Origin of the sequence: Phaeobacter sp. 11ANDIMAR09 (assembly GCF_001294455.1) — a bacterium.
Classification (GTDB): domain Bacteria; phylum Pseudomonadota; class Alphaproteobacteria; order Rhodobacterales; family Rhodobacteraceae; genus Pseudophaeobacter.
On the sequence record NZ_LIKT01000002.1, the window covers coordinates 144840 to 157649 of the forward strand.

The following is a 12810-nucleotide window of genomic DNA, read 5'->3' on the forward strand; positions in this document are numbered from 1 at the left end:
CCTTTCCTTGCCAGTTTTCCGCCAGCCCCAGTCAGACACCCGAAAGGCCTCAAACATGCGACTCAATAAAACTCTCGCCGAGGTAACAGACCGGATCATTGCTCGTAGTGCCGACAGCCGCACAGCCTATCTGGAGCGGATGGAAGCGGCCGCAGGCAAGGGGCCGGCACGGGCGCATCTCAGCTGTTCGGGGCAGGCCCATGCCTATGCGGCAGCGGGTGCGGATCAGGCGGCCCTGGCGAAGGCAAGTGCCGGGCATCTGGGCATCGTCACCGCCTACAATGACATGTTGTCGGCGCATCAGCCCTTTGAGACCTACCCAGCCTTGATCCGCGATGCGCTGCGTGGCGTTGGCGGCACGGCCCAGGTGGCGGGCGGAGTACCAGCCATGTGTGATGGCGTCACCCAGGGGGAGGCGGGCATGGAGCTGAGCCTGTTTTCCCGCGATACCATTGCCATGGCGACAGGCATCGCGCTGAGCCACAATGTTTTTGATGCGGCGGTCTATCTGGGGGTCTGCGACAAGATCGTGCCAGGCTTGGTGATTGGTGCCCAGGCCTTTGGCCATATCCCGGCGGTGTTTCTGCCTGCAGGCCCCATGACCAGTGGGCTGGCCAATGATGAAAAGGCCCAAATCCGGCAAAAATTCGCCGCCGGAGAGGTGAGCAGGGAAGAGCTTCTGAAGGCCGAGATGGCGGCCTATCACGGCCCTGGCACCTGCACCTTTTACGGCACGGCCAATACCAATCAGATGCTGATGGAGTTCATGGGGCTGCACCTGCCTGGCTCCAGCTTTGTCAATCCCGGCACTACCCTGCGCGAGGCCTTGACGGTTGAAGGCGCCAAGCGGGCCCTGTCGCTTTCAGCGCTGGGCAACAGCTATACGCCGGTCTGTCAGATCCTGGATGAAAAGACCTATGCCAACGGTATTGTGGGTCTCATGGCCACAGGCGGGTCAACCAACCTGCTGATCCATCTCATCGCCATGGCGCGGGCTGGGGGAATCATTCTGGACTGGCAGGATTTTTCGGATCTGTCGGAAGTCGTGCCGCTCTTGGCGCGGGTCTATCCCAATGGGTTGGCCGATGTGAACCATTTTCATGCGGCAGGTGGTCTGGGCTATATGATCGGCGAGCTGCTGGAGGCCGGGTTCCTGCATGGGGATACCAAGACCGTAGCAGGCCAGGGGCTGGCGCAATATACGCAGGAGCCGTTTTTGTCCGAGGAAGAGGGGCTGACCTTCCGCCCCGGTCCCAAGATCAGCCTCAATGAGGCGATTGTGCGCCCGGCGTCCGATCCCTTTCAGGTCACAGGGGGACTCAAACGGTTGACCGGATCGCTGGGCACTGCGGTGATCAAGGTCTCTGCCGTGGATGCAAAGCATCATGTCATCGAAGCGCCGGTGCGGGTTTTTCAGGACCAGGAAGAGGCCAAGGCGGCTTTTAAGGCGGGGGAGTTCTCCGGCGATACCATTGTCGTGGTCCGCTTCCAGGGGCCAAAGGCCAATGGCATGCCGGAACTGCATAGCCTCACTCCGATGTTGGCAATCCTGCAGGGGCAGGGGCATCGGGTGGCTCTGGTCACGGATGGGCGTATGTCGGGGGCATCGGGAAAGGTGCCCGCCGCCATTCACGTTGTGCCCGAGGCGCTGGACGGTGGCCCCATTGCCAAGCTCTGCGATGGGGATGTGGTCCGCCTTGACGCCACCAACGGCAAGCTCGAGATCCTGACCCCCGGCGTGTTGCAACGCCCCTGCGCTGAGGCGGACCTCAGCAGCTATCAGCATGGCACAGGGCGCGAGATGTTTGGCATGTTCCGCCGCACGGTGACCTCGGCCGACAGCGGAGCCAGCGTCTTTGATCTGCCAACTGCGGACCCATCGCCTCAGGGGTGATCCGCGATCCGAAAATTTGAGTTTCTGTCGCTCCGCCCGCGGTTCGGTCTCTTGCGGCCTGTGGGATTTGCCCTGTGGGTAGGGTTGACACTCTGTGGCCCTTGGGGCTTGGTGTTGAACCAATGCGGAATTGGTTCGATTGATCGAGCAGCATGGCAAAACAGGGCCGGGAAACAGGGGCGCAGGACAGATGCAGGGATTCACCACCAGGCCGGAAATTCGCGGCACCTTTGGCGTAGCAACCTCAACCCATTGGATTGCCTCGGCGGTGGGCTTTGGAATTTTGGAGCGCGGCGGCAATGCCTTTGATGCGGCGGTTGCGTCGGGGTTGGTTTTGCAGGTGGTCGAGCCTCATCTGAACGGCCCGGCCGGTGACCTGCCGGCCATTTTTCATTCGGCGATAAGCGGCAAAACGGAAGTCCTGGCGGCTCAGGGATCAGCCCCGGCGGCGGCGACCATCGCGCACTACCGCGCGCAGGGGCTGGAACTCATCCCTGGCTCGGGGTTGCTGGCGACGGTTGTTCCCGGGGCCTTTGACGGCTGGATGCTGATGCTGCGCGATCATGGGAGCCTGTCTCTGGCGCAAGTGATGGAACCGGCCATTTCCTATGCGCGCGACGGCCATCCGGTCTTGCCAAGGGTCGCCCATACTATTGCAGGTTTGGCCGAGTATTTTGCCAGTGAATGGCCCTCGTCCTATGCGGTTTGGTGCCCCAAAGGCGCGGCTCCCGCGCCCAATAGCAATTTCAAGAATCCAGACCTTGCCCGGACCTACCAGCGCCTGGTGGACCTGGCCGAGGTCAATGGAGGAGATCGCGCGCAGCAGATCGACACGGCGCGCAATGCCTGGGCTGAAGGCTTTGTGGCGGAGGCGATCACCGACTATCTAAAAACTGCAAAGGTGCATGACGTTTCCGAACAAAAGAACAGCGCCGTGCTGAGCGCTGCGGATCTGGCTGACTGGCGGGCGGGCTATGAAGAGACGCTGAGCTATGATTACCATGGCTGGACGGTGCACAAGACCCAGGCCTGGTCGCAGGGCCCTGTGCTGCTGCAAAGCCTGGCGATCCTCAAACACGTTGACCTTGCTTCCATGGATCCTTTGGGTGCGGAGTTTACCCATGTGGTGATCGAGGCGATGAAACTCGCCTATGCCGACCGGGAGGCTTACTATGGCGATCCGGATCACAGCGCTGTGCCGATGGAGGTGCTGTTATCGGAGGACTACAATGCGGCGCGTGCCGCGCTGATCAGTGATCAGGCCTCTCTGCAGCAGCGCCCCGGGAGGGTGCCGGGGTTTGAACATCAGGCCGATTCCTATATTGCCCGAGCTGCGCAGGATTTTGGCGTTGCGGAGGCCGCGCCGCAGGAACCAACCATGGCGCATCTGACGGAAAAGCGCGGCGATACCGTACATCTGGACGTGATTGATCGCTGGGGCAATATGGTCTCTGCAACGCCCTCGGGTGGGTGGCTGCAGTCGAGCCCGGTGATCCCAGGGCTGGGGTTCCCGCTGAACAGCCGCGCTCAGATGTTTTGGCTCGAGGAGGGGCTGCCGACCTCCCTCGCACCAGGACGGCGGCCCCGCACCACTCTGACGCCCAGCCTGGCGGAAAAAGACGGCACGCGATTGGTCTTTGGCACACCCGGAGGGGATCAACAGGATCAGTGGCAATTGATCTGGTTCCTGCGTTTTGTGCATCACGGGCTGGATCTACAAGCGGGCATGGATGCGCCGCTGTTTCATTCGCTGCATTTTCAGGGCAGCTTTTACCCGCGCCAGGCGCTGCCCGGGGAAATGATGATCGAGGCCAGTGTCGGCGCGGCGGTGATCGCGGATCTGCGCCACCGCGGCCATATCGTGACAGTGGCCGAGGAATGGACTGTGGGTCGTTTGACCGCAGCCCTGCGCCATGAAGATGGCAGCCTGCAGGCGGCAGCCACGCCCCGATTGATGCAGGCCTATGCGGTGGGCCGCTGATGGGCCAGCGACAGCCCCTATCAGTGCAGGACTTAGGCAGGAACAGGACACAAGACCATGTTTGAATTCGAAACCCTTTTGACCTTGGCCGCTGTGGCCGCCGGAGCCGGCGTTGTCGGCGGTGTGCTGGCCGGCCTTTTGGGGGTTGGTGGTGGCATTGTTATTGTCCCCGCGCTTTACCTGGCGCTTTCGCTTACGGGGATGGACAGCGCCCTGACCATGCAGGTGGCTGTTGGCACATCCCTGGCGACAATCGTGTTCACCTCTTTGTCGTCGGGCTATGGCCACTATCGCAAAGGCGCCATCGACATGGGGTTGCTCCGGCTCTGGGCGCCTTCGATCCTGGTGGGAGTGGTTATCGGTGGTATCCTGGGTGGGCTGGTGTCCGGCAAGGTATTGATAGCAGTCTTTGCCACCGTCGCGGCCCTGGTCGCCCTGGATATGGTGTTGCGCGATGGCGGCACCGGATCCGAGCCGCGCAGCTTTGCCAAGCCCGTCTGGGCCGCACTGGGCGTGGTGGCCGGAGCGATTTCAGCGATGATGGGGATCGGTGGTGGAACCGTCTGTGTGCCGCTCTTGAATTTCCTTGGCTATGACATTCGAAAGGCCGTTGGCACTTCGGCGGCCATCGGGTTTGTTATCGGCGTGCCCGGAGCGCTGGTCTATATGGCAACCGGTTTTGGAGCCGAGGGGCTGCCGCCGTTTTCCTTTGGCTATGTGAACCTGTTCCTGGCGGCGGTGATCATTCCGTTGAGCACCAGTTTTGCGCGGGTTGGGGTGAAGCTGGCCCATAGCATCCCGCGCCGAGCCCTACGCCTGGCCTTTGGCCTGTTTCTCATGCTGACCTCGCTCCGCATGTTTAGCGATCTTGCAGGACTGTAGCCGCAGATGACGGATCATCCGCAGGATGCGCTTGTGGCTGAGTTGCGAAACCGGGTTGCAACAGGAGAGGTCCTGCGCGGCGACCGCCTGCTGCCTGAGCGTGAGATGGCGCAGCGATTGGGGGTGAGCCGAGGCAGGCTGCGCCAGGCCCTGGATCAGCTCGAGACCGAAGGGGCGCTGTTTCGGCGTCGTGGCCAGGGCACCTTTGTACAGCCCCCGCCGGCGCGGGATGCGGCCCGGTTCAAAAGCCTGGCACAGCGGGTCAGCCCGCAGGAGGTGATGGAGGTCCGTCTGGTGGTGGAGCCCGCCCTGGCTGGATTGGCCGCGCAAAACGCTGACGCAGCAATGCGCGAGCTCTTTGCCCAGGCGACACAGGCGACGCTGGAGGCGAGGGATCAGCAGAGCTATGATGCTGCGGATGATGTCTTTCACTATAAGATCGCGCAGATGGCGCAAAACCCGCTGTTTCTAACCGTCTATGAATCGATCAGATCGGTGCGGGCTCAGGCTGGTTGGGCCAACCGGCGGGCTGAAACCTATTCTCCCGAGGTAACAGAGGTTTTGGGGCAGCAGCATCAAATCCTGGCGGCGGCCATCCTCAGGCGCGACAGTGCTGCGGCCACGCAGGCCATGCAGGCGCATTTGCGCTGCGTGGCAGAAACGCTTTCACAGGGCGGGCTCCCCTAGCCGCCAGGTCGGCGGGCCAAAGTGACGAGATTTGCAGGGGCGGCAATTCGCTTCGTCACCTGAGTTCAGAGGTTTTCGGCTTGCATCACAAAGGAACTGGAAACCTTCTTTTTCAACCTTGGAGTCATTACCCTTAAACAACCTTGGGCATATATACTTTCAATTCAAGTTCATTTCTAGATTTTACTGTAGTTTTTCGATTGAGATATGATTTTTTAAATGTTTTTCGTGAGAGTTGTTTGAGGATTCAGCTGTATGGAGTAAAGTGGTGTTTAGAAGTATTTCAATTAACTTGAGATTGCTCATTTCCGGCATTACGGCGGTGGCCTCCATATTGGTTTTGGCGGTTTCTGCCGTTTACAGCCTATGGCAAAGTGAACTGGAACTGGAGCGGCAAATCGCAGCAACAGAGGCCGTGCGTCAGGAGTTGACTGCGGATTTGAAGCATGAAGCCGTAGAAGGGCTTGTCATTTATAGCCTGCTTCAGGGCACTGCGCTTTCCCAATCAGAACAGACAGAGGCAAAGTCACGCCTGAAAGAGCAGGCCGGGATTTTCCTTAATTCTCTGAAAGAGCTGGAAAAAACTCAAACTGATCCCGAAATTTCCGCTCTCATTCAAACCGCCTTGCCTCTGGCACAGGCCTTTGTGGATTCCAGCCAGGCGCTGCAGGCGCAGGGGTTCAGCGATAATGCCAACGCCATTGCACAGTTGCCGTCTTTCCTGAAAGAATTCACACCTCTAGAACAGGCGCTTTATCCCCTAGGACGGGGTATCGAGAAGCTGGCCCGGGAAACGGCGGTGGCGGCGCGCGCCCATGATATGAATATGCTCTATTGGTTGCTGGCCATTTCTGGACTGACCATTCTGGTGGTGCTCTACAATGCCCGCAAAACTACATTGACGATTACCCGACCAATTGAACGCCTGCGCCTTGCGCTCAAAGATGTCGCCAAGGGGGATTTTGAGCTCAGAATTTCGACTCGCATGCGCGCGGATGATTTTGGTGAAATCGCCCAGGACATTGATATGATTTCTGAACGCGTTGTAAAAACCCTGGCCGAGCAGGAGGCGAGACGCACCGAAGGTGAGCGGGTAATTTCGCGGCTTGGGAATGGTCTGCGGGCGCTGTCCACAGGGAACTTCAGTAGCCGTATTTCGGAAACCTTTGATGAAGAATACGAACCCCTGCGGGTCGATTACAATGAGACGGTTGATAACCTCAATGACTTGATTTCCAAGGTGGTTTTGGCCAGCAAGGGCATTCAGGGGCGCTCCGGCGAAATTCAGGACGCCTCAGAGGAGCTGTCGACGCGTACCGCCAGCCAGGCCGCCACGCTGGAGGAAACAGCCGCTGCGCTGGAGCAGATGGCGATGAGCGTCAATACCGCTGCCAAGAATACTCATGAGGTTGAGCAGGCCGTGGTGACAGCCCGTGCCGATGTTGAACACAGTGGACGCGTTGTAGAGGGGGCTATTGCGGCAATGACAGAAATCGAAAGCTCTTCCAGCCGGATTTCGCAGATCATCGGCGTTATTGATGACATCGCCTTTCAGACCAATTTGTTGGCACTGAATGCCGGTGTCGAGGCCGCACGTGCGGGTGAAGTGGGACGTGGTTTTGCGGTTGTTGCCTCCGAGGTCCGCGGATTGGCGCAGCGCTCTTCTGAAGCGGCCAAGGAAATCAAGATCCTGATCGGCACCAGCACTGCGCATGTGCAGGATGGGGTGCAGCAGGTTGATGGGGCCGGCAAAGCGCTGGAATCTGTGGTTCAGCAAGTGGCGCAGATATCCGAGCTGGTGACCGGTATCTCGGCAGTGTCCAGCAATCAGGCAACCGGCATTAATGAGGTCAATATCGGCATGGCGCAGTTGGACGAGGTGACCCAGAAGAACGCCTCTATGGTGGATGAATCGAATTCTGCCATCCAGTCCTTGAACAGCGAAATGCTGGGGCTCAACCAGCTTGTTGGTCAATTTGTCTTGCGAGACGCAACTGATCAGAGCGCGCCACTTTCAGCAGGGACATCCCTAGTGGCAGAAGACCCCCTGTGGTCGGACGATGTGGCTGATGCAGCGTTTGCCCCCGAAGAGGTTCGTGAAGACGCAAAGGTCGACTTTGAAGAAGAGCCCGCTGCCGAAGACTTCAGCTTTGACGAGGAGCCTCTGTCTCGCTCGGCCTGAGCGCCCGGAAACCGCTGCTCGGCAGATTGCATCGGGCAAAGAAAATAGGCGGCGCGCAGACCTCAAAAGCCTCCGGTGATTGACCTGTCAGGAGCCAATCCGGTTTTCCGGAGACGGCAAAGGCAGGATCAAACCGACCGCATCTGCGGGCCGCCTGTTTCGTCGAACTAGATGTAGTAACTGTCAGAAAAGGTGTGATGCACCAGTTCGTCACGTTTCAATCCACGTTCGGCCAGTTCTGCATCGCTCATTGCCATCAGGCTATTTAGCTTCTTGTAGCGGGTGTCGGCCTCAGCGAGTGCGACCAGGCCTTTGCCCAGAGCGCTGAAGGGTTTTGCCAAGAGATTTAGGACCCCAAAGACGGTTGGGACAGTGTTGAGTGCGGTATGTGCCATTTCAGGTCACTCCTATTAAAAACATCTCCCATGGCAGTTACATAGGCCGCGCAGGGAGGTGCCGCTAGCTCTGGAGACATCATAGCCGCTATGCGTTTGGTATCGGGAAGGGAAAGCGCTTAAACATCAGGCGAGCGGCCTGGTTTTGAGTGTTTTTTGCGCTGTCTGTAGGGAAGCCCGGTTAGTTGGGCTCAACAAGTTGCAACAATTGATCGCTGCGTTGCCGTGTCAGATGCGTCTTACAGGTTAAAACCATCAGTGGTTCAAGGGTGCCACCGCGAAATTGAAACCCCTCAGCCCTACAAGCCGCATCGCGAAAGGGGATCCAGGCCCGTTGCGCCTGCACCAGGGCGGCGCTGGCCCCCTTTAGATCTTCAGGCAGGTGCTGATCCAAGGCGCGCATGCTGCGCTGTGCAGCCTTATAGGCAGCATTGAGATCTGCATCCGCTTGGTCATATTCCTGCGCCGCACAGTGGCGCATTTCATGTGTGGTCTGCGGATCGCTGCAGGCGGCCAGAGCAGTTTGGGGCAGCAAATACAGAGCTGGCAAAACAGCGATAACCCGCAAAGAAAACCCAGGCATGGAAATGTCCCTTCAATACTGACTCGCGCAAAACCTTGCGGGGTAGAAACCCTCTGAAACAATAGGGCATGTGGCCCGAAACGGGTCAAGCCAGCAGGAGCAGGCCGTCAGGCGCGGGGCCGCGCTGTGGTGAGATCTGGCAGGCCTGGACCCTCTTCTGGGGTTTCGCAAGGAGCGGTAGTCTGCTGTAATCACAAGCATGACGGATTTTGGCTGTTTTTCCCGTTTTCGCAGCTTGCAACGCTGGTAACACTTGGCCCATGAGTGATTTGACATGAGTGATTTGAACTGTCCCAATTGTGGCAATCTGGTTGCCCCGGCGATCAAGAGTGCCAAGATGGTGACCTGTGATGCCTGTACGACGACCCTGTTGCTTGATGATGCGGGGCTACGTCTGGCAGGCGAACAAGGGGTGCTGCATGATGTACCTCTGATCTGCAAACTGGGCGATGAGCTGAGGATCGGCGCGGGGCGGTATCACATACTTGGTCATGCCCGCTTTTCCTATGGGCGCGGCACCTGGGATGAATTCTGGGCGGTCGATGAATCCGGAGATCCGGTCTGGATCTCAGTTGATGAGGGCGATCTGATCCTGCAACGGGAGGTGCCGCAGGCCGCCTGGCCCCAATATCGCGGTGCGCTGCGCCTGGGCCGCACTCTGCGTTACCAGGCCGAGGGCTTTCGGGTGGATGAGGATGGCACCGGAACCTGCGTCGGGCTGAAAGGCAGCTTTGGTCATCCGCTGACTGTGGGAGAAACCTATCGTTTTCTCAATCTGCAGGGCGAGAATGGCACGGTGCTTTCGGCTGAGATCGTCGGAACAGATCATGAATGGTTCATTGGCAGCTGGGTTGATCCTTTTGAGGTCGAGGTGAAACCCACATGAGCCTTAATCCCGAGCTGAAGTCGATCAATTGCACCGCCTGTGGGGCTGGGCTGGACATCCTGGGCGGTGGCCGGGTGACCACCCATATCTGTAGCTACTGCGGCACCGCGCTGGATGCTTTGGACAGCTATAAGGTTCTGGTGAAGTTCAATCTGTTGGACCGCCCTGAGACACCGCTCAGGATCGGTGCGGCTGGGCAGATCTTTGGGATTGATTTCACTGTTATTGGCCTTTTGGAGCACGAAGAGGTCTGGCGCGGACGCAGTTGGAAATGGGTGGATCACCAGGTTTTTTCACCGACCCATGGCTATACCTGGGTGACGTTTGAGGACGGGCATCTGACCTTTTCGCGCCGCTACCGCAAGCCGGTAGGCTGGCTGTCGGAGGCTATGGTCAACAAGGCCGAGAGCCGCCCCAGGGTGCGGGCTGGCTCTGAGTGGTTCAAGTATTACGATACAACGACCAGCTCGGTGATCTATGCCGAGGGTGAATTCACCTGGGCACCGCGCAAGGGGGCCAAGACAACCACGGTCACGGCGATGTCCGACACGGCGATGTTGAGCTTTTCCACCACCAACCGCGAACGCGAGATCTATCATACGGTCTATCTGGAGCCCGGGCAGATCACCGGTTTTGGCTTGCCCGCTGGACGCAGGCCAGGCGGCGTGCATGCGCTCAAGAGGATGAAGACGGGTGCCAACGCGGGTTTCGTGATGAAGACAGGGCTGGCGAGCATGGTGCTTTGCCTGTTTCTGGGGATGGCAATGGGCTTGCAAAACGGCAAGCTGGCGGAGACGCGGCTGCAGTTTTCTGTGGCGGAATTGCCGGTGAACATTGCCTTTGAGGTGACCGATCCGGGGCGTTTGACGCGCATAGACCTGCAAGGCAATGGTCGCAACAGCTGGAACTATCTGGCGGTAGAGCTGGAAGACCCGGAAGGGGAGGTGTTGTTTGAATCTGGCCGCACGGTGGAATACTACAGCGGACGTGACAAGGATGGCACTTGGAGCGAGGGCAGTAACAGCGCCAGCCTGGCCTTTTTCCCACCCATAGCAGGCCGCTATTCGGTAACGCTGGATCTGGAAGAGAGCGGGTTTTGGGCGCCAAATGTGAATCGCAGCGCCTCGCAGCAACGTCAGATGACGCAGGTGGGGCTGCAAATTCGCAATGGCGTTTCCAGCGGCTTCTGGCTGGTTCTGCTGGGACTTGGGTTTGGCTGCATCGGGGGGCTCCCCTTGCTGCGCCGCTATCTGCACAACAAGGCCCGGTGGCGCGACAGCGACTGGGTTGATGAGGACGACGACTAAGATGATTTTGTTTCGCCTGATCTTTGTCCTCCTCTCGGCTGCGGCAATTGCCGGAACCACCTATGTCGCCTATCTGGGCCATGGCGGCGAAAGCCGGGATTTGGATCGCTCTATCCGCGCCGTCAGCGCTGGGCGGGGATTGAATGGAAGTATTAAATAGAGAGGACTCTCATGGAGTATTTTGCCGCAGTTCAGCTGGCTGAAATGATCAGCACCATTGTCTATACCTTCTTGGGGGTTGCACTCATGGGGGCGGTCTGGAAAGTGATTGACTGGCTGACGCCTTTTCCGATCCTAAAAGAGATTGAGCAGGACCAGAACATGGCCCTGGCGGTTCTGATTGGCATGTTGTTTGTGTCGATTTCGATCATCATTGCCGCTGTCATTGTCTCCTGATCCCGACCTGATGCAGGCAAAGCAGGCAGGCGCATCAGCTGATCCGGCTGCGGCGGAGCTTGCGCTGCGCCTGCGCGAGATCTGGCTCTTGGTGGCAACCTTGCTGGTGGCTGTGGCGGGGCTCATCTACGAGCTCATAGCCGCCACTTTGTCGAGCTATCTGCTGGGCGATTCCGTACGCCAGTTTTCCTATGTTATCGGGGTGTTCCTGTCCTCCATGGGGCTGGGGGCCTGGCTGTCGCGCTATGTTGCGCGCGCCATGTCTGGCTTTGTCTGGGTGCAGATCCTGCTGGGCATCGCCGGCGGCTTTATGGCGCCTGCGGTGTTTTTTGCCTTTGCCTGGATGGAGAGCGTCACCCTGCCGCTGTTTGGGCTGCTGATCACCGTCGGTGTCCTGTCGGGGATGGAAATCCCGCTGATCGCCCGGGTGCTCAAGGAGATCGGCGCGCCGGAGTTTCGCTTTGAAAATGTTTTGAGCGTCGATTACATCGGCGCGCTTGTGGCCTCATTGGCCTTTCCCTTGCTGATTATCCCTCATCTGGGGCTGATGGCGGCGAGCCTGGCTTTTGGGGCGCTGAACCTGGGCGTGGCCGGGCTGTCATTGTGGATTTTTCGCCGTGACAGCAGCCGAGTGCAGGGAGGGGTTTGGGCCATTGCGCTGACCCTGACGCTGGTTGGACTCTGGCAGGCAGAGCGGCTTGTCTCGGTCACCGAAACCAGCCTGTTCGAGGATGATATCATCCTCAGCGAAGCCACGCCCTACCAGCAGATCACCGTGACCCGCTACCGCGAGCGTACCCGGCTGTTTCTGGACTACTCCATCCAGTTCGACAGTCTGGATGAGCACCGCTATCATGAAAGTCTGGTGCATCCAGCCATGGCCCAGGCTCCGAGGCGCAACACTGTGCTGATCCTAGGCGGCGGCGATGGCATGGCGGTGCGTGAAGTGCTGCGCTGGCCAGAGGTCGAAGGGGTCACTCTGGTCGATCTGGACCCGCGGGTCACCGAGCTGTTTCGTGATCATCCGGATCTGTCAGTGCTCAATGATGGTGCTTTGTCGGACGCGCGTGTGGAGATCAGGAATGAGGATGCTTGGCGCTTTGTCGAAGAGACCAGTGCCCGCTATGACGTGATTATCATCGACCTTCCAGATCCCAAGAACCTGGCCCTGTCCAAGCTGTACAGCCGTCAGTTCTACGGCGCTTTGGTTGAGCGGCTGAATGCGCAAGGGCTGATAGTGACCCAGGCGGGGTCGCCGCTCTTTGCCCGCGAGGCCTTCTGGTCAATCAATGCCACCCTGCAGTCCAGCCGTAACCCGCAGCGACCGGGCGCGGGGCTGGCGACGCAGCCCTATCACGCCTATCTGCCCAGCTTTGGCGATTGGGGGTTCGTGCTGGCCAGCCTGCGTCGGCCTGCAGAAACGCGGTTTGATCTGCCGCAGGATCTGGCCGCTGAGCTAAAGTTCCTGACACCCGAGGTCTGGCAGGCGGCACAGGTGTTTGATCCCCAAAACGGCCCGTTACCCGTCGAGGTCAATCGGCTGCAATCTCATGTTCTGGTGGGATACTATCTGGACGGTTGGGCGCGCTGGTTCGAATAGTCTTCTGGGGGCTCCCA

The 12810-nt window shown here is 59.1% G+C and carries 12 protein-coding genes; 10 read left to right on the forward strand and 2 right to left on the reverse strand.

Annotation, left to right across the window (positions count from 1 at the left end; translation table 11 throughout):
• Positions 1 to 55 precede the first annotated feature (55 nt).
• From edd to AN476_RS02205, 5 genes are all read left to right on the forward strand, one after another.
• Complete coding sequence (gene edd / locus AN476_RS02185; protein WP_054459150.1) at positions 56 to 1894, forward strand: phosphogluconate dehydratase; 1839 nt, start codon at positions 56 to 58, stop codon at positions 1892 to 1894.
• Between the two features lie 190 nt (positions 1895 to 2084).
• Entirely contained in the window at positions 2085 to 3875 is a 1791-nt protein-coding gene (locus AN476_RS02190) for a gamma-glutamyltransferase family protein (RefSeq protein WP_054459152.1), read from the forward strand.
• A 57-nt stretch (positions 3876 to 3932) separates the two neighbouring features.
• Positions 3933 to 4757: a sulfite exporter TauE/SafE family protein gene (locus tag AN476_RS02195; RefSeq protein ID WP_054459157.1), complete on the forward strand. Its 825-nt coding sequence runs from the start codon at positions 3933 to 3935 to the stop codon at positions 4755 to 4757.
• Between the two features lie 6 nt (positions 4758 to 4763).
• The gene (locus AN476_RS02200; protein WP_054459158.1) at positions 4764 to 5444 is read left to right on the forward strand and encodes a FadR/GntR family transcriptional regulator; all 681 of its coding nucleotides are present in this window, start codon (positions 4764 to 4766) and stop codon (positions 5442 to 5444) included.
• A 292-nt stretch (positions 5445 to 5736) separates the two neighbouring features.
• Positions 5737 to 7626 (forward strand): methyl-accepting chemotaxis protein, encoded by a 1890-nt coding sequence (locus AN476_RS02205; protein WP_253279817.1) that lies wholly within the window; start codon positions 5737 to 5739, stop codon positions 7624 to 7626.
• Between the two features lie 167 nt (positions 7627 to 7793).
• Here AN476_RS02205 and AN476_RS02210 read toward each other — a convergent pair whose 3' ends face one another.
• Together AN476_RS02210 and AN476_RS02215 are read right to left on the reverse strand one after the other, a co-directional pair.
• On the reverse strand, positions 7794 to 8021 hold the full coding sequence (locus tag AN476_RS02210; RefSeq protein ID WP_054459159.1) for a hypothetical protein: 228 nt from the start codon (positions 8019 to 8021) through the stop codon (positions 7794 to 7796).
• 181 nt (positions 8022 to 8202) lie between these two features.
• The gene (locus AN476_RS02215; protein ID WP_054459163.1) at positions 8203 to 8604 is read right to left on the reverse strand and encodes a lysozyme inhibitor LprI family protein; all 402 of its coding nucleotides are present in this window, start codon (positions 8602 to 8604) and stop codon (positions 8203 to 8205) included.
• Between the two features lie 274 nt (positions 8605 to 8878).
• On the opposite strand from AN476_RS02215, the gene AN476_RS02220 reads away from it, so the two are divergent.
• From AN476_RS02220 to AN476_RS02240, 5 genes are read left to right on the forward strand one after another with little or no spacing between them, the layout of a single operon-like run.
• Complete coding sequence (locus AN476_RS02220) at positions 8879 to 9490, forward strand: DUF4178 domain-containing protein (protein ID WP_054459164.1); 612 nt, start codon at positions 8879 to 8881, stop codon at positions 9488 to 9490.
• Positions 9487 to 10797 (forward strand): DUF4178 domain-containing protein, encoded by a 1311-nt coding sequence (locus AN476_RS02225; protein ID WP_054459165.1) that lies wholly within the window; start codon positions 9487 to 9489, stop codon positions 10795 to 10797. Before AN476_RS02220 ends, AN476_RS02225 begins: the two co-directional genes overlap by 4 nt.
• 1 nt (position 10798) lies before the next feature.
• The gene (locus tag AN476_RS23025; RefSeq protein ID WP_054459166.1) at positions 10799 to 10957 is read left to right on the forward strand and encodes a hypothetical protein; all 159 of its coding nucleotides are present in this window, start codon (positions 10799 to 10801) and stop codon (positions 10955 to 10957) included.
• Positions 10958 to 10968: 11 nt separating this feature from the next.
• Positions 10969 to 11193, forward strand: coding sequence for a DUF350 domain-containing protein (locus AN476_RS02235; RefSeq protein ID WP_054459168.1), 225 nt, complete (start codon positions 10969 to 10971; stop codon positions 11191 to 11193).
• A gap of 10 nt (positions 11194 to 11203) precedes the next feature.
• Positions 11204 to 12793, forward strand: a complete 1590-nt coding sequence (locus AN476_RS02240) for a polyamine aminopropyltransferase (protein ID WP_054459443.1) — start codon at positions 11204 to 11206, stop codon at positions 12791 to 12793.
• Positions 12794 to 12810 lie beyond the last annotated feature (17 nt).